This window comes from Sphingomonas sp. GW822-FHT03G08, from assembly GCF_058801135.1.
Genome location: NZ_JBXAMZ010000002.1, coordinates 686301 through 710125 on the forward strand (window position 1 = coordinate 686301; position 23825 = coordinate 710125).

Annotated in this window: 19 protein-coding genes; 12 read left to right on the forward strand and 7 right to left on the reverse strand. The window is 66.1% G+C overall.

The window, feature by feature from the left end:
- Nucleotides 1–84 precede the first annotated feature (84 nt).
- Nucleotides 85–447 carry a flagellar biosynthesis regulator FlaF gene (gene flaF, locus AC1RJ5_RS20550; protein ID WP_184168603.1) on the forward strand — a complete coding sequence of 121 codons (363 nt, stop codon included), beginning with the start codon at nt 85–87 and terminating at the stop codon, nt 445–447.
- Between the two features lie 77 nt (nt 448–524).
- On the opposite strand, the gene AC1RJ5_RS20555 is transcribed toward flaF, so the two are convergent.
- Nucleotides 525–1106: a DUF308 domain-containing protein gene (locus AC1RJ5_RS20555; RefSeq protein ID WP_269576114.1), complete on the reverse strand. Its 582-nt coding sequence runs from the start codon at nt 1104–1106 to the stop codon at nt 525–527.
- A 91-nt stretch (nt 1107–1197) separates the two neighbouring features.
- Here AC1RJ5_RS20555 and AC1RJ5_RS20560 point away from each other — a divergent pair, with 91 nt between their 5' ends.
- Nucleotides 1198–1848, forward strand: a complete 651-nt coding sequence (locus tag AC1RJ5_RS20560) for a TetR/AcrR family transcriptional regulator (protein WP_269576113.1) — start codon at nt 1198–1200, stop codon at nt 1846–1848.
- Here the strand turns inward: AC1RJ5_RS20560 and AC1RJ5_RS20565 are convergent.
- Together AC1RJ5_RS20565 and AC1RJ5_RS20570 are read right to left on the reverse strand one after the other, a co-directional pair.
- Entirely contained in the window at nt 1845–3725 is a 1881-nt protein-coding gene (locus tag AC1RJ5_RS20565; RefSeq protein WP_342249835.1) for a methyl-accepting chemotaxis protein, read from the reverse strand. The genes AC1RJ5_RS20560 and AC1RJ5_RS20565 overlap by 4 nt on opposite strands.
- Before the next feature lie 75 nt (nt 3726–3800).
- Complete coding sequence (locus AC1RJ5_RS20570; protein ID WP_493115411.1) at nt 3801–5693, reverse strand: methyl-accepting chemotaxis protein; 1893 nt, start codon at nt 5691–5693, stop codon at nt 3801–3803.
- Between the two features lie 202 nt (nt 5694–5895).
- Between AC1RJ5_RS20570 and AC1RJ5_RS20575 the strand changes: the two genes are divergently transcribed.
- Together AC1RJ5_RS20575 and AC1RJ5_RS20580 are read left to right on the forward strand one after the other, a co-directional pair.
- Nucleotides 5896–7236: an alginate export family protein gene (locus AC1RJ5_RS20575; RefSeq protein WP_493115413.1), complete on the forward strand. Its 1341-nt coding sequence runs from the start codon at nt 5896–5898 to the stop codon at nt 7234–7236.
- Nucleotides 7237–7352: 116 nt separating this feature from the next.
- Nucleotides 7353–7703, forward strand: a complete 351-nt coding sequence (locus AC1RJ5_RS20580) for a hypothetical protein (protein ID WP_342249832.1) — start codon at nt 7353–7355, stop codon at nt 7701–7703.
- 14 nt (nt 7704–7717) lie between these two features.
- Here AC1RJ5_RS20580 and AC1RJ5_RS20585 read toward each other — a convergent pair whose 3' ends face one another.
- Nucleotides 7718–8332, reverse strand: a complete 615-nt coding sequence (locus AC1RJ5_RS20585; protein WP_184168596.1) for a response regulator transcription factor — start codon at nt 8330–8332, stop codon at nt 7718–7720.
- Nucleotides 8333–10993 (reverse strand): PAS domain-containing sensor histidine kinase, encoded by a 2661-nt coding sequence (locus AC1RJ5_RS20590; protein WP_493115416.1) that lies wholly within the window; start codon nt 10991–10993, stop codon nt 8333–8335.
- 222 nt (nt 10994–11215) lie between these two features.
- Here AC1RJ5_RS20590 and AC1RJ5_RS20595 point away from each other — a divergent pair, with 222 nt between their 5' ends.
- The 5 genes from AC1RJ5_RS20595 (at nt 11216) to AC1RJ5_RS20615 (ending at nt 16489) form a co-directional block, all read left to right on the forward strand.
- Nucleotides 11216–12637 (forward strand): amidohydrolase, encoded by a 1422-nt coding sequence (locus AC1RJ5_RS20595; protein ID WP_446745978.1) that lies wholly within the window; start codon nt 11216–11218, stop codon nt 12635–12637.
- On the forward strand, nt 12637–13944 hold the full coding sequence (locus AC1RJ5_RS20600; RefSeq protein ID WP_493115419.1) for an amidohydrolase family protein: 1308 nt from the start codon (nt 12637–12639) through the stop codon (nt 13942–13944). The genes AC1RJ5_RS20595 and AC1RJ5_RS20600 overlap by 1 nt, the downstream gene beginning before the upstream one ends.
- A 62-nt stretch (nt 13945–14006) precedes the next feature.
- A complete protein-coding gene (locus AC1RJ5_RS20605) occupies nt 14007–14375 on the forward strand; it encodes a hypothetical protein (protein ID WP_269576106.1) in 369 nt (122 codons plus the stop codon).
- A gap of 68 nt (nt 14376–14443) precedes the next feature.
- The gene (locus AC1RJ5_RS20610; protein WP_342249829.1) at nt 14444–15148 is read left to right on the forward strand and encodes a response regulator transcription factor; all 705 of its coding nucleotides are present in this window, start codon (nt 14444–14446) and stop codon (nt 15146–15148) included.
- A 3-nt stretch (nt 15149–15151) separates the two neighbouring features.
- The gene (locus AC1RJ5_RS20615) at nt 15152–16489 is read left to right on the forward strand and encodes a sensor histidine kinase (RefSeq protein WP_342249828.1); all 1338 of its coding nucleotides are present in this window, start codon (nt 15152–15154) and stop codon (nt 16487–16489) included.
- Nucleotides 16490–16573: 84 nt separating this feature from the next.
- Here AC1RJ5_RS20615 and AC1RJ5_RS20620 read toward each other — a convergent pair whose 3' ends face one another.
- Together AC1RJ5_RS20620 and AC1RJ5_RS20625 are read right to left on the reverse strand one after the other, a co-directional pair.
- Nucleotides 16574–19129 carry a TonB-dependent receptor gene (locus AC1RJ5_RS20620; protein ID WP_493115422.1) on the reverse strand — a complete coding sequence of 852 codons (2556 nt, stop codon included), beginning with the start codon at nt 19127–19129 and terminating at the stop codon, nt 16574–16576.
- A 335-nt stretch (nt 19130–19464) separates the two neighbouring features.
- Nucleotides 19465–21924 carry a PhoX family protein gene (locus AC1RJ5_RS20625; RefSeq protein ID WP_493115424.1) on the reverse strand — a complete coding sequence of 820 codons (2460 nt, stop codon included), beginning with the start codon at nt 21922–21924 and terminating at the stop codon, nt 19465–19467.
- A gap of 160 nt (nt 21925–22084) precedes the next feature.
- Between AC1RJ5_RS20625 and AC1RJ5_RS20630 the strand changes: the two genes are divergently transcribed.
- Genes AC1RJ5_RS20630 through AC1RJ5_RS20640 form a run of 3 tightly spaced genes read left to right on the forward strand, consistent with a single transcriptional unit; the run spans nt 22085 to nt 23513 of the window.
- A complete protein-coding gene (locus AC1RJ5_RS20630; protein WP_269576101.1) occupies nt 22085–22612 on the forward strand; it encodes a hypothetical protein in 528 nt (175 codons plus the stop codon).
- Nucleotides 22609–23076 (forward strand): type IV pilus inner membrane component PilO, encoded by a 468-nt coding sequence (locus tag AC1RJ5_RS20635; RefSeq protein WP_342249824.1) that lies wholly within the window; start codon nt 22609–22611, stop codon nt 23074–23076. Before AC1RJ5_RS20630 ends, AC1RJ5_RS20635 begins: the two co-directional genes overlap by 4 nt.
- Nucleotides 23067–23513, forward strand: coding sequence for a hypothetical protein (locus AC1RJ5_RS20640; protein ID WP_342249823.1), 447 nt, complete (start codon nt 23067–23069; stop codon nt 23511–23513). The genes AC1RJ5_RS20635 and AC1RJ5_RS20640 overlap by 10 nt, the downstream gene beginning before the upstream one ends.
- Nucleotides 23514–23825: the final 312 nt, after the last annotated feature.

The window sequence follows — 23825 nt, forward strand, 5'->3', positions numbered from 1 at the left end:
GTGGGCGCAGTAATCTTATAGGATGTTCGCACCCGGAGCGGTCGCAACCGTCCTAGAATGAAGGGTCAAGCAAATGGAGCGAGCATGACCCTTAGTGCTTATCAGGCAGCCCGTGCCCGGGCCGAAACGCCGCGCTCGGCGGAGCTCAGGTTGTTGGGCGAGATCACCGGCGAGATGATGGATGCGGAAGAGCGGGGCGCGAAGGGCGCGCTGCTGATGCCGTCGCTGCATCGCAATCGCGAGATGTGGCACGCCTTCACCACCGATTGTAACGACCCCAATAATGGCCTGCCGCGCGACCTGCGCGCGCAGATCGTCTCGCTCGGCCTGTGGGTCGATCGCTACACCAGCGACGTGATCGCCGGCCGTGAACGCATCCGCGAGCTGATCGAAGTCAACCGGATGATCATCGAAGGCCTTCGCGTCCCGCAGCGCGTCGCCGCCTGAACCATTCTCCGATCGACAGAAAAGGGCGCCCGGCAATAGCCGCGGCGCCCTTTTTCCTTTCAGTCAAGCGGGTCGGGCTAGCGGCCGCGCCGGAAGCTGAGCCACAGCGCGGAGACCAGGAAATAGAAGGCGCCGAATGCGGCATAGGGGGCGATGTCGGTGATACCCGGCGTCGCGCTTCCTTGCGCGCGCTGGAAGAAGAAGATGCCGGCCAGTGCCGACTGGGCGCCGCTCAACACCATCACCCACTGCGCACCGTAGGTCTTCCAGCGCCGTATCCCGGTGGCGAGCTGCAGCAGGCCGGCAAGGAGCGCCCAGATGCCGAAGATGGCGAGCACCGCATGCATGTTACCGAGCATCGCCGCCACGGCGAGCGCGGTCAGGAAACTGACGGCCATGTTGAACGCTTGGGTGAGGTTGCGCCCCAGGCCGCCGTTGCGGGTCGCGTCGACCAGATTGGCGACTGCGTCCCAAGCTGGATAGACGACCAATAGCCCGGCTCCGACCACCGGTGCGTTTTTCCCGATCGTAAACGTCGCGGCGACCCAGCAAGCGGCGACCAACCCGCGTACCCAGTAATAGCTTCGCAGCCCGGCCACATCCTCGGCGGCGACGCCGGGCGCCCCATTTCCCGGGCGGTGCTCGATCACTTCCGACATTCGAATCTCCATCTACCTACTAGTAGGTATATTCCGCTAGCCACTTGCCTGCTCGCCGGCAAGTGGTATCTACCTATTGGAAGGTAGGAATATGGCGCAGAACACAGCCGAGCAGATCGTCGATACGGCGCGGCGGCTCATCATGACCCGGGGCTATAACGGGTTCAGCTATGCCGATATCGCGGAGGCGGTCGGCATCCGGAAGGCGAGCATCCATCATCATTTCGCAGCCAAGAGCGACCTGGCGAGGGCCGTGGTCGATCAGTCACGGGCGATAATCCATGCCCAGGTCGCGCAACTCGCGGCAGGCGAGCCCGACGCCGCCGCGCAGCTGCGTGCCTATGCCGGTTATTGGGAGCGCTGCATTCTCGACAATTCGGCGCCTTTCTGCGTCGCCGCGATGCTCGCTGCCGAGCTGCCGAGCTTGCCCGACAAGCTTGCCGTCTCGGTCCGCGCGCATTTCGCCGAGCTGACCGACTGGCTGGCGCGGATCCTCGCGCTCGGTGTGCGGCAGGATAGCGTCGCGCTGGTCGGTTCGCCGGCCGAGGAGGCCGACGCCTTCATGTCCGCAATCTACGGCGCAATGCTTTCGGCCCGTGCTTTTGCCGATCCCAGCCGCTTTATGACGATTACCGAGACATTGCTGTCGCGGGTCGTGCAGCTGCACTGCCCCCCCCAAAGTGAAGGGCGCCCCGGCCGAAGCCGGGACGCCCTTTCTCCTGACGCTGGAGCCAGGCCTTAGAAGGAAGCCCAGTCGTCACCGCCGGTGCCGGCGGTTGCGAGAGGCATGGCCTTTACCGGCGAGACATAGCCGGTGCCGGCCTTCGCCGCCGGCTTCGAGGCGCGGGTGGCGCTCGTCGCGGCCGGACGTGCCGCCGGACGAACCTGGGCATTGCCCACGTTGAAGCGGCTGGCCTGGTCCGACAGTGCACTCACCTCGGTATTGAGGTTGCGCGCGGCTGCGGAGGTTTCCTCGACCATCGCGGCATTCTGCTGGGTCGACTGGTCCATCGTGCCGATCGCGGTGCTGATCTGCGAGATCGCCGTCGACTGCGCGGCATTGTCAGTCGCCATTTCGGCGAGCAGCGTGTGCACTTCGCCCACGTCGCTCGAGATATTGGCGAGCGCGCCGTCGACCTTCTCGACCATTTCCACCGCCGCGACGATGTCGGTCTGGGTGGCGGTCAGCTGGTCGCGGGCGCGGCCGGCCTCTTCCTCGGCGCGCATGGCGAGCGCGGAGACGAGATCGGCGACGACCGCGAAGCCACGGCCGGCTTCACCGGCGCGGCCGGCTTCGACCGCCGCGTTCATCGCGAGAACCCGTGTCTGGAAGGCGATCTTGTCGAGGCCCTCGATCACGCTGTCGATGCCCTTGGCGCTGTCGGCCACGCGAGTCATCGCCTGCACCGCCTCATCGGCGATCGCGCGACCGCCCGAGACGGTGCTGATCGCGCCGTCGGCACGCTCCACGGTGCGGCCGGCCGAACCGGCCATGGTCCGTAGCCGCTGGTCCATCTGCGCGACGGCGGCCGAGGTTTCCTCGAGGCTGGCGGCATTGGCTTCGGTGCGGCGGGCCAGGTCTTCCGATGCCTGGGCGATTTCGGTTGAGCCGGTATGGATGGTCTGGGTCGATTCCATCACCGAGCCGATCAGCGCGCGCAGGCTGCTGAGCGCTTCATTGTAGTTGCTCTTGAGCGCGGCATAGTCGGCCGGGAATTCGCGGGTGATCTCGGCGGTCAGGTCTCCCTTGGCGACTTCGCCGAGATTCTGGCCGAGCGTGTCGACGACCATCTTCTGCTCGGCATCGGCGATCGCCTTGGCAGCGGCCGCGGCTTCCTGCGCCTGGGCGGTGTCGCGGAAGACCAGCACGGTCTTCGCCATCGCGCCCAGCTCGTCGCCGCGATCGGTGCCCGGCACGTCGACGCGGTTGTTGCCGCCGGCCAGCGCGCGCATCGTGTCCTGCAGGCGCGCGAGCGGCTGGGTGATGCCCGAGCGCGAGACGACGAAGCTGATGCCCATCGCGGCCAGGATCGCGACGATGCTGACGATCAGCATCGTGTACGACGCGCTGTCGCTGCTCTCGCCGAGCTCGTCGGACTTGGCCTTGCTGTCGGCGATGATCTGGTCGTTGAACTTGACCATCTGGGCCGCCAGCTGGTCGATCAGTTGGTCCATCTCGGTCAGCAGGACCTTGGCGCCGTCATTGTCGTTGCGCTGGCCAAGCTTGATCGCGCGCGCTGCGAGATCGTGGATCTTGGCGATCTGGCCACGATAATCGTCGAGTTGGGGCTTGAGGGCGGGCTGCATCTTCTCGGCATTACCGAGCAGCCGGGTCGCCGCCTCGAAGTTGCCCTGCTCGATCTTGCCGGCTTCCTGCGCAGCCTTCGACGCGCCGTCATAGGACAGCGCGCGGTAGCCGGCATAGGCCATGTCGGAGACGCGGCGATTGGCGCGTGCCAGCTCCGTGGGAACCGGCATGCGGTTTTCGACCAGCTCGGCATAATTCGTGTCGATGCGCTGCAGCGTGCTCGACCCGAATAGCGACAGGGCGAATCCCACGGAGGCGACAATGGCGACGAGCGCCAGAATCTTGGTTGGTATCTTGAACTTTGCGAGCATTTTCCGCGTCTCCTGTGACGAGGCAGGCCCCTGCACGGACCTGCCCCCACAATTGCTAGGTTGAACGGACCGGCATCAGAACGACGTCCAGTCGTCATCGCCGGCGGTGGCTGAGGACTTGGCGACAGGCAGGGCCTTCACCGGTGAAACATATCCATTGCTCTTCTTGCCAATCGGCTTGGCCGGGCGCGAAGGCATCGGAGTCGGCGCAGGGGCGGAGCGCATCGCTGGGCGCACCGTGGCGGCGCCGACGGTAAAGCGGCCGGCCTGCTCGGAAAGCGAGCTGACTTCGCTGCTCAGATTGCGTGCGGCTGCCGAGGTTTCCTCGACCATCGCGGCATTCTGCTGGGTCGACTGGTCCATCGTGCCGATCGCGGTGCTGATCTGGGTGATCGCGGTCGACTGGGCGGCATTGTCGGTCGCCATTTCGGCGAGGAGGGTGTGCACTTCGCTTACATCGCTCGAGATGTTGGCGAGCGCGCCGTCGACCTTCTCGACCATCTCCACCGCCGCGACGATGTCGGTCTGGGTGGCGGTCAGCTGGTCGCGGGCGCGGCCGGCTTCCTCTTCGGCGCGCATGGCCAGCGCCGAGACCAGGTCGGCGACGACCGCGAAGCCGCGGCCCGCCTCGCCGGCGCGGCCGGCCTCGACGGCGGCGTTCATCGCGAGGACGCGCGTCTGGAAGGCGATCTTGTCGAGGCCTTCGATCACGCTGTCGATGCCCTTGGCGCTGTCGGCGACGCGAGTCATCGCCTGCACGGCTTCATCGGCGATCGCGCGGCCGCCCGAGACGGTGCTGATCGCGCCGTCGGCACGTTCCACGGTGCGGCCGGCCGAGCTCGCCATCGCGCGCAGACGGTCGTCCATCTGTGCGACGGCGGCGGAGGTTTCCTCCAGGCTCGCGGCATTCGCCTCGGTGCGGCGGGCGAGGTCTTCCGACGCCTGGGCGATCTCGCTCGAACCGGTGTGGATCGACGCGGTCGATTCCATCACCGAGCTGATCAGCGTGCGCAGGCTGGTCACGGCTTCGTTGAAGTTGGTCTTCAGTTCGGCATAGGCCTCGGGATAGGCGGCGGTGATCTCGGCGGTCAGGTCGCCGCGGCTCAGCGCCTGCAGCGTATCGCGCAGCGTGCCCATCACTTCGCGAAGTTCGGCGGCCGAGCGCGCATCGGCTTCGGCGCGGGCCTTGGTGCCCAGGCGGAACTGCTCGACGGCGTTGGCGATCTGGCCGAGTTCGTCCTGGCGGTCACGGCTCGGCACTTCGGCTTCGCCGCCCTTGGCGAGCACGGTGGTCGCTTCGGTTAACTTGGCCATCGGCTGGGCGACGGTGCGGTTGATCGCGAGCCAGATCGCGCCCAGGCCGCCGAACGCGACGAGCGACAGCAGGATCGTCATGATCAGCGCGAACTGCGTCTGGCCCTGGCCATATTCATTGTCCTTGGCCGAGCGCTCGCGGGTGCGGGTGAGCAGGGCGTCGGCGGCGTCGATGGCGGCGCGCGAGCGATCCTTGCCCACGCCCTTGATCGCCTTGACGGCGCCGTCCAGGTCACTGGCGGCGCGGAGCTCGAAGATCGTCTTGTTGGCGTCGATCAGCTCGGTCGCCTTGGCGCGCAGGCCATCGACATCGGCGCTGAAGTCGCTGCCCGCGACCTTGCGATAGGCGTCGATATCCTCGAGCAGCTTGGCCTCGCCCTTGGCGCGGCGCTCAACCAGGCTCGCTTCATCCTTCGGGGTCGCGGCGTTGTAATAGCTGTAGACGATGATCCGGAGCTCGCGGATGTCGGCAAGAACGTCGGTCAGGCCCGAGAGGCCGGTGATGCCATTCTCGACATGGCGGGTGGCGACACCGCTGAGGGTCTTGTTGGACACATAACCATTGACACCCAGGCCAAGGACCAGGGTGCCGATAAGGGCAAAGGCCACCAGCATTTTCTTCGCGAGGGGCCAGCTGTTTATGATGCCGAGCATTCTCTTGATCTTCCACTAGCTTCCGGCGTCCTTGATTATTGTAGGCGCCGTGATTGACAGGGGAGCCCTAACGGGCGGGAAACTAGAGCCATTATAGGACTAACTGTGCCCACCATTCCCAAACTGCGTAGTTTCCACAGGTCCGCCCCTCAAATTACGGATCATCCTATAATTGCTCGGGTAACCATTTCCGGAGTGTCCCGTGGCCCGTTCAGTTCGCCCCTCTCTCGCCCTTGCGGCGATCCTGCCTCTCGTCAGTGCCATGCCGGCATTTGCGCAGGACAAGGTGAAGCTGAGCGTGAACGGCAGCGTACGGGCCCGTGTCGAGACGATCGGCGGCCAGTTCCGCCCGAACTCGCCGGAAAGCGACAGCTTCGTCTCGTTCCGCACGGTGCTCGCGGCGAAAGCCGATATCGGCGCCTTCACCTTTGGCGGCGAGGTGGTCGATGCGCGCGGCTATGGGGAGAATGAGAAGAGTACGGTGCGGACCAACGAGATCAACGATCTCGAGCCGGTCCAGGCCTATATCGCGGTGCGCCCGACCAAGGGTGCGCAGCTGACGGTCGGCAAGTTCGCGATGGACATTGGTGCCAGCCGCCTCGTCGGCCGCACCGACTTCCCCAATGGCGTGCCGACCTATCTCGGCGCCAAGTTCGAGCTGCAGGACAAGAACAAGAACCAGCTTTACCTGTTCTGGACGCGCCCGTTCACCGCACTGCCGGATACCCCGGCCGACATCTATGACAACAAGGTCCAGCTCGACCGCGCGACCGAGAACATCGAGTTCTTTGGCGGCAATGCGATGCTGGCGAAGCTGTTCGGCAAGACCTCGATCGAAGCCTATGGCTTCCGGCTGATTGAGCATGACCGCAGCACCCACCCGACGCGCAATCGCCGCCTGATCACCTTCGGCACGCGCCTTCGCCGGGCGCCGGCCAAGGGCGCGATCGACTATGAAGTGGAAGCGGCGCTCCAGCGCGGCCTCGCCCGGGCAACCGCAGCGGTGAGCGATGTCCGCGACCTCAAGGTCCATGCCGGGTTCGTGCATGCCGAGTTGGGCCGTACCTTTGCCGGCAAGTGGGCACCGCGCGTCGCCGCGCTGTTCGACTATGCCAGCGGCGAGACGGCCAACCCGAACACTTATACCCGCTTCGACACGCTGTACGGCGCCCGTCGTGCCGATTTCGGCCCGCTTTCGCTCTATGGCGCGCTGGGCCGGGCCAACATCGTCTCGCCGGGCGTGCGCTTCGAGGCGCGGCCTTCCAAGCGCCTCGACCTGATGGCCTCGGTGCGCGGCGCCTGGCTGGCGTCGTCGATCGACGCCTTCTCCTCAACCGGCGTGACCGACAAGACCGGCCGCTCTGGCAAGTTCGGCGGCGTCCAGTTCGAGCTGCGCGGTCGCCGCTGGCTGGTCCCCCAGAAGCTACGCTTCGAGCTGGGTGCCGCCTATCTCGCAAAGGGTGAGTTCCTGCAGGATGCACCCAATGCCCCGCGCAGCGGCGACACCAAGTTCGTGCACGGCGACCTCACCTTCTCCTTCTGATCCGCGAGCGCGGTCAGACCCTTAGGTAGAAGCCACGGATGGCGGGACCTGCACGGTCGCGCATAAATCCCGCCAACACGGGCACCAAGTCCGGGTCGCGAATTCAGGAGGGCCAGGTGAGCCCGTTGTCCCCATTGCTGGTGCTTGTGGTGCGTGAGGCGGGCCTCCGCAGCACGCTGATCGCGCGCTTGTCGATGGCGGGCGCCGATCTGGTCACGATCGACAATATCGATGATCCGCGGATCCAGCGCTGGCTCGCGAAGGGCCCCGTGCTGATCCTCGATCAGGCCGCGCTACAGGCGCGCGAGGGTGGGGAAGCCGCATTGCGCGCCGATCCGCGCTGGCGCGCCATAGCGGTGATCGGCGGCGCAGCGGAAAACCCCGCATATCCGCCGCGTATTCCGGCCGCCGATGCCGCAACCGAGATCGAAGCGATGCTGCCGGGCTGGGGCTATCCGGAGCGCTGAGCTCCGGACGGCTGTCAGCTCTTGGGAAACATGCCTGCGGCAAAGGCGATGCGCAGCGCCTCGGAAAGGCTGCGCACTTCCAGCTTCTCCATCAGGTTCGCCCGGTAGATTTCCACCGTGCGCGGGCTGATATCCAGCTCATAGGCGATGATCTTGTTCGAGCGCCCCTCGATCAGCCCCTTGAGCACGTCCTTCTCGCGCGGCGAAAGCTTGCCGATCTTGGTCTCGGCGACGTTGACGCGCGCGGCCGCCTCATTGCCCTCTTCCAGCCTGGAGAAGGCGAGGTCGATCGCCGTCATCAGGAACTCGGCCTCATAGGGCTTCTCGATGAAGTCGAGCGCGCCCGCCTTCATCGCCTGCACCGCCAGGCCGACATTGCCCTGGCCGGTCAGGATGATCGCCACGAAGCGGGGATCGTTGCCCACTGCGTTGAGCACGTCGAGCCCGGTCGATCCCGGCATGTGGAAATCCAGCAGCAGCACGCCCGGATCGAGGTCCGGCAGGGATTCCAGATAAACATCTCCCGAGCGGAACGCTCGGATCACCAGATCTGATCGCAGAGAAAGCAGGCTGTGCAAGGAGGCCCGGACGGCGTCGTCGTCGTCCACGATATAGACCGTTTTTGTCATCTACTCTCCACCCTGTTCCGTGGCGGGAAGAGTGAACCTGAAAACCGCGCCACCCTCTGGCCGGTTCTCAGCACTCAGGACCCCACCATGCGCCTCAATGATACGCTTGCTGATGGAAAGTCCAATACCCATTCCCGCACCTTCCTTTTTTGTGGTCGTGAAACGAGAAAAGAGTTGGTCGAGCATTGGTTCCGGTATGCCCGGCCCGCTGTCTGCAATTTCTATTGCAATCATGTCTTCGCTGGACTTGCGCGAACTTACCGTGATCCGCCTGTCGTCCGCGCCCTGCTGACGAAGAACCTCGATAGAATTGCGCAAAAGATTAACTACGACTTGCTGCACCTGCACACGATCCGCGAAGACGCAGGGTACATCGGGATCGAGGTCATAAGTCAGCCGGATGTTGAACTGGCTGGTGCCGACCAGCACCAAATCTGCTGCATCGCGAATGGTGGGAGCCAGCGGCGTGATCCGCAGATCGACATCACCACGCATCGTAAAGCTTCGCAGACGCCGGATGATTTCGCCGGCGCGCAATGTCTGCTCATTGGCCATGCGCAATAGTTCGGCGACCCGCTCGAAATCTTCGCCCTTGTCGAGCAGCATGCGCGCTGCTGCGAGGAAGTTCGATGTCGCGGCAAGTGGTTGATTCAACTCATGTGCCATGTCGGCGGCGAGTTCGCTCATCGCCGACTGGCGGCCGACATGGGCCAGCTCGGCGTTGAGGTCGCTCAACCGCTCCTCGGCCGCGAACTGCTCGCTCAGGTTGCGCGCGAAAAGCGTGTAGAGCGTGTGGCCGTCGATCTGGGCCACGCCCGCGCGCACTTCCATCGGAAAGCGGGTGCCGTCGCGGTGCAGGCCGGAGGCGGCGATCGTCTCGTCGCGACCCATCGGCTTGCCCGCCTTCAGGAACGCGCTTAGCCGGGATTCCGGGTCCTCATCCTTCGGATAGGGCGTGAGCATCGCGAAATTGTGGCCCAGCACTTCATGGGCGCGATAGTCCCACAGCGCTTCGGCCGCGGTGCTGAACACGCGGATCGTACCTTCCTCGTCGACCACCAGCATCGCCTCGGGCACCGTTTCGATGATCGAGCGCAGCTGGGCTTCGCGGCGGCGCAGCGCCGCTTCGCGTTCCTCGCGCTCGGTGACGTCGAGCATCGCCCCGACAGTGCGCATCAGATTGCCGTCGGTATCGTAAAATGCGCGGGAAGAGCCTTCGACTGCGAGCACGGTGCCATTTGCCTGTTTGAAGCGATATCGGAAACTGAAGCGCGGGGAGCGGTCCGCCACGGCGCGCTCGATTGTTTCGAACACCGCGTCAACGTCACTCGGCTCGACCAGGGCGCGCCAGCTGTCGAAATCGGTGATCGTGCCCGGGACCAGCCCTAGCCGTTCCTCGGCGCCCGGCGCCCAGCTGATCCTTCCGGTCGGCACGTCCCATTCGAACACGCCCACTTCATGCGTGGCGATGGCGATGCCCAGGCGCTCCTCGCTTTCGCGGAGTTCGGCAACGGCGCGCGCGCGATCGGAAATATCGGTCATCTTGTGGATGACCACCGGGTCGCGTCCCGCAATCTCGACGCGGTGGACATGCTCGAGGATGGCGATTTCGCGGCCGTCGCGCGTGATCTCGATCAGTTCCTGCGCGCTGCCCTGAGGGCGGCGGGGCAGGCTGGCCTCGGCACTTTCGCAGCGCGAGCGGAGCAGCAGGTACTTGTTCTGTCCGCGTGCCTCCTCCGCGCTCCAGCCGAAGAGTTCCGCGGCACCCGCCGACCAGTGGACAATCCGCCCATCCGGGGAGGTGAGCGCCATGGTGGTGACGTCGATCGCCTCGGTCAGCTCGATCTGAACGGACTGCTCGCGGGCCACCCGAGTCACTGCCCAATAGGCGATGGTGCCGACCACCAGCACATTGCCGAGCATCGCCAGCAGCTGGCCCGGCGCGGCGGCGAAGGCGATCTGCCGCGAGAACAGCAATTCGAGCGCCGCGGGCAGAACCGGCAGGATCAGTGCGGCGGGCAGCAGGATGCGCAGCAGCCGGCGGTTGTCCGGATCGCGGGCCAGCTCGCGCACCCAGGCAAAGCCGCTGTTCCAGGCGATCGCCGCCAGCGACAGGCTGATCGAAACCAGCGCGGCGGGCAGGGACGTGCCGAGCAGGGGCACGCTCGGGCTCGGGCCCGGATGCGAGAAGAGGATGATGATCCCGGCGGCGGAGGCCAGTCCGAGCGCCACGGTCGCGACGAGGCTGCGCATTTCCTTGGCCACAAGGTCGCGAACGCACTGGCCGAGCCCGGCAAGCCCCAGGATCAGGAACACCGCGGCGGGATTGATCCCGGTGCGACCCGGATTGGGGAACGGGAATTGATTGATATGGGCGGCGAACAGCAGCTCGTCGACGCCAAGGTCGATCTCGGTCCAGCGCTCGAACAGGGCGATGACCGCGATCCCCAGCGGTATCGCCAGGAGATTCATCGCCAGCCGCCTGCGACCGACGAACGAGGCAAGGAAGCCGAGCGAAAGCCCCACATAGCCCAGGCTGGTCCAGGGCCAGATCGGGAAGTCGTTGAAGCCGAACCCGCGGAGCTCTGGTACGTCGAAGACCCACCCGCAAAACGCGGCAATGCTACAGGCCAGCCCGAAGGCGGCGAGGGCGATGGCCACTCGCCGGTTCACGGGTGCCGTCACGGATGACGGCTCGGCAGGGTCAATTGCGACGCGCAACGATGCACCTTCCCCTTCCGGGAGCTGTCAATAACACCAATCAAGCCAAGGAGAAAATGGGGATAGTCCAGAGTGGTTCAGTCTCTTTCTGAAGAAGCACGGCTTGCCAAGTGGCTAGCACCTGAGCGATCACCCAACCGTTACGCAAGGGGGAGGAGTCGCTTGATCCGCTCGTTAATCATCTTTGGTGCGCTGGCCGGGCTTGCCGCCTGCGATTCCAGCACCACCAGGGCACAGACCGCGTCGTCGGAGCCTGCTCCGGCCGCTGGCGGGCCGGGCAAGGGCAAGGGCTATAGCCACGATCCCTTCCCCTCGACCTATCATGCCTATCCCGGCGCGCCGACGTTGCTGACCAACGTCACGGTGTTCGATGGCGAGGGCGGCCGGATCGACAATGGCCAGGTGCTGTTCCGTGACGGCAAGATCGTTGCTGTCGGCCAGAACCTGTCGGCGGACGGCGCCGCGGTGATCGACGGCAAGGGCAAGTACGTCACCCCGGGCGTGATCGACATCCACAGCCATCTGGGCGACTATCCGTCGCCGGGCGTGCAGGCCAATTCGGACGGCAACGAGATGACCGGCCCGGTCACCGCCGAAGTCTGGGCCGAGCATAGCGTCTGGCCGCAGGACCCCGGGTTCGGCCGTGCGCTCGCCAATGGCGGCGTCACTACGCTCCAGATCCTGCCCGGCTCCGCCAATCTGATGGGCGGCCGCTCGGTCGTGCTCAAGAACGTCTATGCCCGCACCATGCAGGCGATGAAGTTCCCGGGCGCCCCCTATGGCCTCAAGATGGCGTGCGGCGAGAACCCGAAGCGCGTCTATGGCTCGAAGGGCCGCATGCCCTCCACCCGCATGGGCAATATCGCCGTCGATCGCCAGACCTGGGCGCGTGCCGCCGAGTATAAGCGCCGCTGGGATCGCTATGAGGAAAAGGGCGGAGAGGCCCCCTCGCGCGACCTCGCGATGGACACGCTGCGCGGCGTGCTGGAAGGCGAAATCCTCGTCCAGAACCATTGCTACCGCGCCGACGAGATGGCCATCGTCATGGATATGGCCAAGGAGTTCGGCTACCACGTCTCGGCCTTCCACCACGCCGTGGAAGCCTACAAGATCGCCGACCTGCTCAAGGCGAACAACACCTGCGCCGCGGTCTGGGCCGATTGGTACGGCTTCAAGATGGAAGCCTATGACGCGGTGCCCGAGAACCTCGCCATCCTCGACAAGGAGGGCGCCTGCGCGATGATCCATTCGGACGACGCCAACGGCATCCAGCGGCTCAACCAGGAAGTCGCCAAGGCGCGCGCCGCCGGCATCAAGGTCGGCATGAACATCAGCGAGGAACATGCCTGGACCTGGCTGGCGATCAATCCGGCCAAGGCGCTGGGCATCGCCGACAAGACCGGCAGCCTCAAGCCCGGCAAGATGGCGGACGTGGTGCTGTGGAACGGCAATCCGTTCAGCGTCTACACCCGGCCCGAGATGGTCTGGGTCGATGGCGCGCTGATGTACGATGCCAAGGATCCGAAGCGCCGACCGGTTTCCGATTTCGAACTCGGTCAGCCGGGCGAAGGGGATGTGAAGTGATGAAGAAGCAGCTCCTTCTCGCCGCCACCGCGGCGCTTGCCTTCGCTTTCCCGGCCACGGCGCAGACCGTGGCTATCACTAATGCCAAGCTGGTCATCGGCGACGGTGGCCAGCCGGTCGATGGCGGCACCGTGGTGATCCGTGATGGCCGCGTCGTCGCGGCCGGTCCGGGCGTTGCCGTGCCCGCCGGTATTCGCGTGATCGACGCGGGCGGCAAATGGGTCTCGCCCGGCATCTTCGCCGGCTTCACCCGCATGGGCATTGTCGAGGTCGATGGTGTCGACCAGACCAACGACACCGGTCCCGGCAATGTCGGCTTCCATGCCGCGATCGACGTCACCCCGGCGGTGAACCCCAAGTCCACGCCGATCGCGATCAACCGGGCCGAAGGTATCACCCGCGCCGTGGTCGCTCCCGACAATTCGGGATCGATCTTCGCCGGTCAGGGCGCGATCATCGACCTCGGGGCGGACATGGACGCGGTCAGCAAGCCGCGCGCCTTCCAGTTCATGGAATGGGGAGAGAGCGGCGCCCGCGCCGCCGGCGGCAGCCGCCCGGCCGCCTATGCCGCGCTCAAGAACGTGCTGTTCGAGATCCGCGACTATATCCGCGCACCGGCCAGCTTCAACGACCGCAGCAAGGATGCCTTCCTGACGCGCGCCGATGCCGAGGCGCTGGTGCCGGTCCTCCAGGGCCGTACGCCGCTGCTCGTTCATGTCGAACGTGCCTCGGACATGCTTGTGCTGCTCCAGCTCAAGAAGGAAATCCCGACGCTCAAGCTGGTATTCGTCGGTGCGACCGAAGGCTGGACCGTCGCCCCGCAGATCGCGGCGGCCGGCGTGCCGGTGATCGCCACTGCGCTCACCGACCTGCCCGAGAGCTTCGAGCAGCTTGCCGCCAGCCAGTCGAACATCGGCCGCATGGCCGCGGCGGGCGTCACGGTGGCGATCGGGACGATCAACCAGGACGAATCCCGCCAGGCGCGCTGGGAGAAGCAATATGCAGGCAACCTGGTTGCGCTGACCAAGGTGCCCGGCGCTACCGGCCTGGATTGGGGTGCGGCCTTTGCGGCGATCACGTCGAAACCGGCGGAAGTGCTCGGCATGGGCGGCGAGTTCGGCTCGCTCAAGCCAGGTCGTCGCGGCGATGTGGTGATCTGGGACGGCGATCCGCTCGAGATCGGCACCTCGGCGGTCAATGTCTTCATCGACGGCGTCGAGCAGCCGCTCGAGAACCGCTGGACGCGCCTGCGCCAGCGCTATCTCGATCCGAAGGAAGGGGCTCTGCCCAAGGCCTATCAGCGCTGAGGGGCAGGAACCTTGGTTACGGTCCCGCATTGAAGTGCGGGACCACAATATGGGGAAGCGACATGCGGATTATTGTGCCGATGCTGGCAGCGCTGGCGCTCGCGGGCTGCGGGGGCGGGAGCGAGGGCAATCTCACTGCCAATGATGCGGTGACGGCGCAGCCGCTCAACGGGGAGGACGCGGTCAACGCGGCCGATACGATCAACTACAGCGCCGAGGTGCTGAAGCAGAACGACGCGCAGCGCGGCGCGACCTTCATTCGCGCGCTCAAGGATGCGTCGCTCGAATGCGAGCATGTCGACAGCGCCACGCGCATCGCCGATCAGGACAAGGTGCCGACCTGGCGTGTCACCTGCCAGGGCGGCATCAACTACATGGTCAGCATCCCGCCCAACGGGATCGCGAAGATCATCAGCCGCACCGATCGCTGACGCCTTTCCAATCGACGGGATGCCGCCGCTTCTCTAAGAGAGCGGCGGCATCTGTCAGGATTTGCGCGTTGACCACTCCATCCCCCGAAAGCGAAGCCATCCGCCTCCTGCTGGTGGAGGATGACGAGCCCCTGCGCACGATGCTCGCCGACCAGCTCGAGGCACGCGACTACGACGTGCATTCTGTGACCGACGGGCGCGCGGCGATCGGGGCAGTCGGCGCCACGCCGTTCGACGTGATCATCCTCGATCGCATGCTGCCCTTTGTCGACGGGGTCGATGTGCTGCGCTGGCTGCGCGAGCAGGAGGTGAAGACCCCGGTGATCCTGCTCACCGCGCTCGGCCGCCTGCCCGAGCGGGTCGAGGGGCTGGAGGCGGGGGCCGACGACTATGTCGTCAAGCCGTTCGAGATCGACGAGCTCCACGCCCGTATTCGCGCGGTGCTTCGCCGGCGCACCGCCGCCAACGCCGACAGCGCCACGGTCACCGCCGGGGACATCACGGTCAGCGTCGCCCGCCACCGCGTCACCCGCGCCGGCAAACCGGTCGAGATGCACAAGACCGAGATCAAGCTGCTTGCCGAGCTGGTGCGCGAGGCCGGCACGGTGCTCACCCGCCCGCTGCTGCTCGAGCGGGTCTGGGGCTATGATTTCGTGCCGACCACCAACATCGTCGATGCCCATATCCGCCGCCTGCGCCAGCGGCTGGAGGCGACCGGACTGCCCGATCCGATCGTGACCGTCCGGGGCGTCGGCTACATGTTCCGCAGCTAGCGGATGGGGCCGCTCCGTTCGCTGCGGGCGATTGCCTTCGCCTTCATTGCGGCGATCACGCTGGCGACCCTGCTCACCTTCGCGGCGGTCTATTTCGCGCTGCTTGGCGCGATCGACCGCCAGGTCGACAAGCGGCTGGAGCGCGAGTCCGCCGCGCTGCTCCAGGGCAATCCGGACCGCGTGCTGCTCGGCCTGCGCATCGGCGAGGAGAGCCGGCGGCGTGACAGCGGTGATATCGGCTTCCTGCTCACCGATACGAACGGCCGGCGCCTGGCCGGCAATATCGAGCCCACCGCGCCTATCCCACCCGGCGTCTCGACCATCGATCACGGCGCGGGCATTCCGGGGCTCACGCGTGGTCGCGCCCATGTCGAGCGGTTGCCGGAGGGGCTTACGCTGACCCTGCTCGCCGAGAGCGAACCGATCGAGGATCACGACGCGCACCGGCTGCTGATCCTGGCATCGGGCTTCGGGGCAATCTTGCTGCTGGTGGTGCTGGGCATATTGGCGCTCAGTCTGACGATCCGGCGCAATATCGAGGCGGTCCGCGCCGCGGCCGAGGCGATCGTCGAAGGTGACATGCGCGCCCGTGTCCCGGTCGAGGCGCCGGGCACCGCTTTCGGGCGCCAGGCCAAGGCGTTCAACCGCATGCTCGATCGGATCGAGGCGCTGATGGCCAGCCTCGCCCAGGTTTCCAACGACGTGGCGCACGACCTGCGCACGCCGCTCGCGCGGCTGCGCGGACGCCTGGCCCTGCTCGCCGAGCGGCCGGAGGCGGGCCCGGTCTCGCCTGAGCTGGAGGAAGCGGCGGCCGAGGCGGAGGATATCCTCGCCATGTTCGCAGCAATCCTGCGTATCGCCGAAATTGAGGGTGGCGAGCGCCGCGCGATGTTCGAGCGGATCGATCTCGGTGCGCTCGCCGGCGATGTCGCGGAATCGCTTGAAGCGATGGTCGAGGACAGCGGGCGGGTATTGCGGCTCGGCACGCTTGCCCCGGCGCCGGTCGAGGGCGACGTCCGCCTGCTCACCCAGCTGCTGGTCAACCTGATCGAGAACGCGGTCAATCATACGCCGCCCGAGGCAACGATCACCGTCGAAGCGACGGTGCGGGGAGGGCGGGCGGTTCTCGCTGTGGCCGATAACGGCCCTGGGATCCCCGAGGATGCCCGCAGCCGCGCGCTACGCCGCTTCGGGCGGCTCGATGGGAGCCGGGGCAGTCCAGGGCACGGCCTGGGCCTGCCGCTGGTCCAGGCGATCGCGACGCTGCATCGGGGCGAGCTTGAACTTGCCGATGCGAAGCCTGGCCTGATCGTCAGGATAAGCCTGCCGCTGGCTGGCTGACCTTTCCCGGCGAAGGCCTGCAAGCGAAACGGCCCGGATGGTGGGTACCATCCGGGCCGCTCCTGTTCGCCTTGAAGGGCAGGATCAGAACTTGACGCTGACCTCGCCGCCAAAGGTCCGCGGCGGATTGAAGTTGGCATAGTCGCCGAGGATGCCACCATAGTTGGTCGACACCAGTGCGCCATTGGCACCGTAGTTGAGCACCGGCGACGAGTTCGCGTTCGAGCGGCGATAGATATAGGTGTGGTCGAGCAGGTTGCGCGACCAGATCGACAGCGTCACCGTGCTGCCGTTCTTCATCTCGATGTCCGCCAGCGCGATGCGGCCGTTCATGACGAAGCTCGGGTCGGTCTTGGTCGGCTCGAGCTGGAAGCTGTACTGGCTGCTCGCATAGTTGGCGTCGAGGTGGATGCGCAGGTTTGCGCCGCCCGCGACAGGCACCGGCAGGACATAGTCGATTGCGCCCGAGGCCGCGTTGGTCGGCGTGTAGACGATGTAGAGCTGCTGCGGCAGGCCGCCGGTCAGCGGGTTCACCGCCGAAGGTGCCTTCCAATAAGTATAGGCATAAGAGCCGGTCAGCGTCAGCTCGCGGGTCGGCTTCAGTGTCAGGTCCGCCTCGATACCGCGGATCTTGGTGTCGCCGGCATTCTGGGTCTGCTCGATATGGCTGCCGTTGGTGGGGCTGGTGGCCGAGGTGTCGAACAGGTCGAAGTCGAACTGCGTGTTGGTGCGGTTCATGATGTAGCCGGCCAGGTTGAGGCGGGCGCGATGATCGAGGAAGTCCATCTTCGCGCCGATCTCGTACGACTTCACCGATTCCGGCCCGAACGCGTTGAAGCTCTGCGAGCGGTCATTGGCGCCGCCGGCGCGGAAGCCGGTCGAGTATTTCGCATAGAAGTGCATGTCCGGCGTCGCGTCGTACGCGATGTTGAACATCGGGTCGAAGCGGTTGACGCTGTTCTCGAAGGAGAAGCCCTGCACGACGTTGTTGACGACGTAGAGGTTGCCGTGGCGCTTGTCCTTGGTGAAGCGGCCGCCGGCGGTGAAGTGCAGGCCCGTGCCTTCCGGTGAGAAGGTCAGGTTGCCGAACGCCGAGTAGTTGTGATCCCATGCCTTGCTGGCGCGGGTGATGAACTGGCAGCTGTTGGCGAACTGAGGCACCGTCGCGGCCAGCGTGTTCACGCACGAGGCGTTATAGGGCTGGTAGCCCGAATTGGCGCTGGTCACCGTGCCCGACACGATCGGGCTGCGGATGGTGTAGGCAGTACCGTCCGCGTTCCACAGGTTGCTCAGCGGGGTCGCTGCATATTCGGTGGCATGCTCGGTGTAGTAATAGGCGCCCAGCACGAAATCGAACTGGTCGAAGCTGCCGACGGCCTGGAATTCCTGGCTGAACTGGTGCTGGTCGAGGAACGACAGGCTGTAGCGGCTGAAGTTCGCGTTCGGCGCATAGGTGCTGCGCTCCGGACCGCCCGAATTGTCCCACTGGTCGGTGGAGACGCCGCGCCATGCGGTGATCGAGCGCAGTTCGATGTTCGGCGAGACCTTGTACTTCAGGTTCGAAGTGAAGCCGTGGGTGATGTCCACGCTCGGCTGCTGCGGCACGCCGACATCGGCGACGGTCTGGCGATCGGGATGCACGCCGACCAGCGGTGCGCGCGGGGCGACGCAGACCGGCTTGGTGCTGCCCGCCGCGATCGTGCCGCCACATGCCGTGGTGGTGCCGGGCAGATAAAGGGTGGTGCCGATCGTGCCGCCCGCCGGGGTGTAGCTGCCGACGGCATAGCCCTTCGGATTGTAGTTGATCAGCTGGCTGTACTGCGGCGTGTTCTCGTCCTTGGCATAGTCATACGAGAAGTCCGCGGTCAGGCCGTCGAACGGGGTCCAGCGCGCGGCGGCGCGGCCGCCCTTGCGGTCATAATAGTTCCAGCCGGTCGAGCCCTCGAGCGGGTCCTTCACGGTCGGATCCTGGTGCTGGTAGATGCCGTCGAACTTGAGCGCGATGTTGGCGAAGGCGGGCAGGTCGATATGCGCTTCGGCGTTGCGGCTGCCGTAATTGCCCAGGCCGGCGGTCATGCGGGCGCCGAACTCTCCGGTGGGTGCGCGGGTGACGAGGCTGAGTGCGCCGCCTTCGGTGTTGCGGCCGAACAGCGTGCCCTGCGGGCCCTTCAGCACTTCGATGCGCTCGATGTCGAACAGTGCGGCATTCAGGCCCTGGGTCTTACCGAGGGCAACGCCGTCGATATAGACGCCCACGCCGGCATCGCGCGCGGTCTGGTTCTGGTCATAGGGGACGATGCCGCGGATGCCGATGGTCAGCGCCGACTGGCGCGCCTCGAAAGTGGCGACGCGCAGCGACGGCACGGTGCCGTCTGCCAGGTTGAACAGGCTCTGGACGTGGCGATCCTGCAGCGCCTCGGTGCTCAGCACCGAGATCGAGATCGGAGTCTCCTGCAGGTTGGTCTCGCGGCGCTGCGCGGTGACGACGATGTCGGTCAGGCCGGTCTGGTCGTCATCGGGCGCAGCGGTCTGGGTCGCCGGGTCGGCAGCCTGCTGCTGGGCGAGCGCCGGCGTGGCTGCCAGCGCCAGCAGGGTCGAGCCCGCCAGCAGCGACAAACGGAAGCGCGAGAAATTCTGCATTAGGTTAACCCCCAAAGGTCAGGTCTGGTTCTGACGGGGCGCCTACGCAGCGTAGTTGGCAGTTATGTTACTTCGATAGTAATGTATAAATACACGTCATGACATTTTCGTTTCATAATCGACATATTAAAATACGATCTGGAATGATTGTGATGTAATATGAAATTGGTCGATATATTATCCGTGATTATGAAAGTTAAATAAAGTTTATTCTGAGTTATATCTTGCTGGCTGCGCTGAAGTTTATCCTTGGACTGCGGGTTTGATTGTGTCCCGCAAACAAAAAGGGAGGCCCCTCGCGGAGCCTCCCTCGTTGTTTTCGAAAACAGGTCGGATCAGAGGCCGACCACGCCGCCGTCATTCTTGGTGATGATCACGATCGCCGAGCGCGGGCGGATCGTGGCGCCGGCGGTGCCGGTCGCCTGGCTGTCCGGCCAGTGGCTCGACGGTGCCGCCGGGGTGCCGTTCTCACCCGGGTGCTGGATGCCGACGAACAGCGTGCGGCCGTCCGGTGTCGAGTCCACGCCGGTGATCTCGCACTCGACCGGGCCGACCAGGAAGCGCTTCAGGTTCGCGCCCGGCGCCGCGCCGATGCGGGTCGCCTGGGTCGCGGTCGCGCCGCCCGTGCCGGTGTTGGTGATCGTGCGCGCGCCGCCATCGCCGACGGTGCCCGGCTGGGCCGCGAGCATCATGCAGTTGGTGACGTCGGTATAGGCGCCGTCGTCGGTCTGCAGCCACATGATCGGCTTGACCAGGCCCGATGCGTTGGTCGCGCGGCCGAACCAGCAGCCGTCGGGCGACGAGAAGTCGTTGTCCGCGGTCAGGCCCGACAGGTTGATGTTGGTCGCGTCCAGGTCCGCACCCGCGCCGAAGGCGAAGATGTCCCAGGTGAAGGTCAGCGATTCGGTGCTGGTTTCCTTGATCCGGATCACATGGCCGTTCGGGTTGCCATACTGTGCCGTGCCGGCGGTGCCGTACGGATCGTTATAGTGGCGCGGATTGGCCGCGTCGGTGCCGTTCAGCGGACGCAGCGTGGCGTTGTTGTTGGTGAGAGTGAGGTAGACCTCGCCGGTCACCGGGTTCACCGCGGTCCATTCCGGGCGGTCCATCGGGGTTGCGCCGGCCACGTCCGCGGCGAGGCGGGCGTTGACGAGCACGTCCGCCTGGTCGGCGAACGGATAGACTGCGCTGGCGGCGGTGATGCCGTTCTGGCCGAACACCAGGGCGACCCAGCTGCCGGTGCCGTCTGCAGCGAACTTGGCGACATAGAGCGTGCCGGCGTCGAGATACTTGTCGCCGATCGCCAGGCGATCGGTCGCGGTCGCATCGGTTGCCACCCAGGCGGTGTTCGAGACGAACTTGTACAGATACTCGCGGCGCGAATCGTCGCCCATGTACCAGGCGGGCTTGGTGCCGGCGACGAACTTGCCCGGCCAGCAGCCTTCATGGCCCAGGCGACCCAGAGCGGTGCGCTTGCGCGGCGTCGATGTCGGCGCGTACGGATCGATCTCGACCACCCAGCCGAACTGGTTCGGCTCGTTGCGGTAATCGGCGAGCGCGCTGGCGCCGGTCGCGCGAGCGTCCCAGCGGCGGAACGTCGTGTTGGCGGTGTCGGCGGCTACGACGGTCGACCAGCCATAGCTGCCCGTGCTGCTCGTCACGCCATAGCGGCTGAGCGCGGTCAGCTCCTTGGCGGTGCGAGCGGCATTGTCACCCGAGCGGCGGAAATAGCCGGCCCAGTTCTCTTCGCAGGTCAGCAGCGTGCCCCAGGGGGTGTAGCCGTTTGCGCAGTTGTTGATCGTGCCGCGGCCCGCAACGCCGGTCGGCGAATAGGGGGTCTTGATCAGGTCCGAGCCCTTCACCGGCCCGTTGAACACCATCGGGGTGTTCGGGGTGATGCGGCGGTTGAAGGTCGAGGTCGACGAGAAGGTCCAGGCGCGGCTGGCGCCTTCCGAATATTCGACGACCGAGACGCCGTGGCACTCGATCTCCTTCAGCGCTTCCGCCTCGGGGCGCACGCCGCCCGGCGAGGTGGCGCCGGCGGTGTGGAGATACTGCTGGTTGATGTTCTCGTGGTTCTGCACGATCAGGCCGCGGGTCGAGCTGGTCTCGTCGCGGGCGCCGGTGGTGCTCAGGCCGAACCAGAACAGCGCGTCGCCATGGTCGCCGATGCGGTTGGCGAAGCCGGTGTCGGTGCCGTCATTCTTGTACGCTGCGGCGCTGCCGGTGATCGGGTCGCCCAGGCGCGCGCCGATCTGCACGGTGTAGCCGGTCGGCACGGTGACGACGTCGTTCTTGTTCTTCGCGACGGCGGTGAAGCCCAGCGCGGTCGGGTTCACCGTCACTTCGACGGTCGATATGCCCGCGGTGCCGGTGCTGTTCGCGGCGGCCAGCTGGAAGGTGAGCTTGGTCGCGGTGGCGACCGACGGAGCCAGGAAGCTGGTGGTGAGCGCGTTGGTGCTGCTCAGCGTCACGGTCGGGCCGGCAACCTGGGTCCAGGAATAGGCTTCGGCGCTGCCGGTGCCGGTCAGCGTCACGGTGCGGCCCGAAGCAGTGGTCGCGGCCGAGCCGGCGCTGATCGTCGGTGCGGTCAGTTCCTCGGTCTTGCTGTCGCAGGCCGCGAGGACCGAGCCGCCCATGGTGGCGGCGACGATCGCCGCGCCGCCGCGCTGCAGCGTCTGGCGACGCGAATAGCGCTGGTCGGCCAGCTCGTTCAGCGTCGGGCCGGTGTTGTGGATGTTCTGATCGACGTCGCCATCGGTGTAGCCGAAGCCGGTCTCGGTGAGATTGGTCATGGAAACCCCCAAGCAGCCGAGTCACTGGCGACCCGGTCGCCCGGTCCTTGGAAGCGGGACGTGACGGCAGCATGCGATTGTCGTTTCGTCGGCGTGACTTTTCTGTTGCCGCTTCATGACGCTTTGCGCGGGCGCCCGGCAGCGTCTAGGCAGGCGGCCGATGGACGCCACCGATCCCGAGCCCCAGATGCCTCCGGCGCCGGCGCATAGCCTTTCGCAGCGTCTGGCAGCTACGCTGCGCGGCCTGCCCTTGCCCGCAGGAGGCTGGCGTGTGGCGACGGCATTCGGCGCGCTGCTCGCCGCCGGGCCGCTGCTCACCCTCGCCGGCGCCTCCATGCTCGTCCAACATGAAAAGCGTGCGACAGCGAAGCTGCAGGACCAGCTGGCCCCGCGCCTCCAGGCCGAAGCCGCTGCGCGCGAGGCGCGCACCGCGCTCGCCAATGCCGCCGGCCGTGCCGCACCGGGGCAGGTTGTCGAGCTGCTCTCCGGCGTACTGCCACCCGAGGCAAAGCTTACCCGGATCGAGCGGACTCGCGACGGCGGGCTCGAGTTCGACGTGGCGGGAAGCGATCCCGACGCATTGCGCGCCGCCGTCCGCCGCGCGCCCGAATTCGCCGGCATGCGCAATACCAGCCAGCGCCATGCCGATGCGGCGATGATCGTCTCGATGCGCGAGGACGCCCAATGAAGCTTCCTCCGATCGTCATCGGCGGCCTGGCGGGCCTGGCCGTCGCGCTGCTGCTCGCCCCGGCCACCGGCACTGCGCTCGGCGAGCTTGCGGCGGCAAGGGCCGAGCGCGCAAAGTTCGCCGCCGTCGCAGCGCAACCTGCGGCACCGCCACCTTTGCTCGCTCCGGGCCTCGGCCTGCATGTCGCTGACCCTGCCGCCGGTCGTGCAGCGATCCTGCAACGGGTCCGAGGGCTCGCGCAGTCGGGAGGCGTGCTGGTCGAGGAGGCGGGCGTTGCAGCGGCGCCGGAGGGCGTGGTCGCGCTGCGCATCCGCCTGTCCGGCGCGGAAAAGGCCGTGGTTGCGCTCAGCGACGCGTTGGAGCGCGGCAAGCCGCTGATGCGCCTGCGGACCTGGCGGATCGAACCGATCCCCGAGGGCGGCGGCGTTCGGCTGATCGGCGAGGTGGTCGCGGCATGGCGATGAAGTTTCGCCCCGAATGGGCCGCGCTGGCTGCCGCCGCGGTGCTGGCGATCGGCATGCCGGCGCTGCTCCTGCTCCCTGGCGTAACGGGCAAGGCTCCGAAGGCGCCGCCGGTACCCGCCCCGATCGGCGCAGGCTCGATACCGCCGCTCGCCCGTGCCTATGAGCGCCCGCTGTTCGGTACGTCCGAGCCCGCCGCAGCGCCCACCGATGCGCCCCAGCTGGTCGGCATCGTCGGCCGGCTCAATGTCGATGCGGTCGCGCTGGTCAGGTCGAGCGAGGGTTCCACCCGCACGCTGAAGGTGGGGGAAAGCGTCGACGGCTGGAGCCTCGCCAGCCTGGCGATCGATGCGGCCTTCTTCACCCGGGGCAGCGAGCGGGTGCGGGTGCCCCTGCCGATCGAACCGAGCGGGGATGAGGCTGCGGGACGGGTTGGCTAGTAGCGCTAAGGACCCATTTGCGGGCGTGTGGCTGTCTTAATAAGGTAAAGCCTCACCCGGTGGGGGTAGATTAGTGGCGCGAAAGAATCTCGTTCAAAGGATTGCCCGTAAATGCGGTGGCCTTAAAGCGCTCGGGTTGAGGCACTTAGCAACGCTACGGAAGCAGCGGGATGACGCAAATTGGACTTATGTTCAGAGCGTTCTTGCGTCGATCGGAAGCCTTATGATGAGCTGGGGGTTGATAGAGCGTCAAATCAACACTCTTATCTGCCAATATCATCACATCGCTTCTGATAAATTGCGCACGAGAGG

Coding starts and splice junctions, on each gene's coding strand:
- AC1RJ5_RS20555 (WP_269576114.1), bottom strand. CDS start 1,106: ATGTCGGAAGTGATCGAGCACCGCCCGGGAAATGGGGCGCCCGGCGTC.
- AC1RJ5_RS20585 (WP_184168596.1), bottom strand. CDS start 8,332: ATGACAAAAACGGTCTATATCGTGGACGACGACGACGCCGTCCGGGCC.
- AC1RJ5_RS20620 (WP_493115422.1), bottom strand. CDS start 19,129: ATGCAGAATTTCTCGCGCTTCCGTTTGTCGCTGCTGGCGGGCTCGACC.
- AC1RJ5_RS20600 (WP_493115419.1), top strand. CDS start 12,637: ATGAAGAAGCAGCTCCTTCTCGCCGCCACCGCGGCGCTTGCCTTCGCT.
- AC1RJ5_RS20635 (WP_342249824.1), top strand. CDS start 22,609: ATGAAGCTTCCTCCGATCGTCATCGGCGGCCTGGCGGGCCTGGCCGTC.
- AC1RJ5_RS20640 (WP_342249823.1), top strand. CDS start 23,067: ATGGCGATGAAGTTTCGCCCCGAATGGGCCGCGCTGGCTGCCGCCGCG.
- flaF (WP_184168603.1), top strand. CDS start 85: ATGACCCTTAGTGCTTATCAGGCAGCCCGTGCCCGGGCCGAAACGCCG.
- AC1RJ5_RS20565 (WP_342249835.1), bottom strand. CDS start 3,725: ATGCTCGCAAAGTTCAAGATACCAACCAAGATTCTGGCGCTCGTCGCC.
- AC1RJ5_RS20625 (WP_493115424.1), bottom strand. CDS start 21,924: ATGACCAATCTCACCGAGACCGGCTTCGGCTACACCGATGGCGACGTC.
- AC1RJ5_RS20605 (WP_269576106.1), top strand. CDS start 14,007: ATGCGGATTATTGTGCCGATGCTGGCAGCGCTGGCGCTCGCGGGCTGC.
- AC1RJ5_RS20630 (WP_269576101.1), top strand. CDS start 22,085: ATGGACGCCACCGATCCCGAGCCCCAGATGCCTCCGGCGCCGGCGCAT.
- AC1RJ5_RS20615 (WP_342249828.1), top strand. CDS start 15,152: ATGGGGCCGCTCCGTTCGCTGCGGGCGATTGCCTTCGCCTTCATTGCG.
- AC1RJ5_RS20560 (WP_269576113.1), top strand. CDS start 1,198: ATGGCGCAGAACACAGCCGAGCAGATCGTCGATACGGCGCGGCGGCTC.
- AC1RJ5_RS20570 (WP_493115411.1), bottom strand. CDS start 5,693: ATGCTCGGCATCATAAACAGCTGGCCCCTCGCGAAGAAAATGCTGGTG.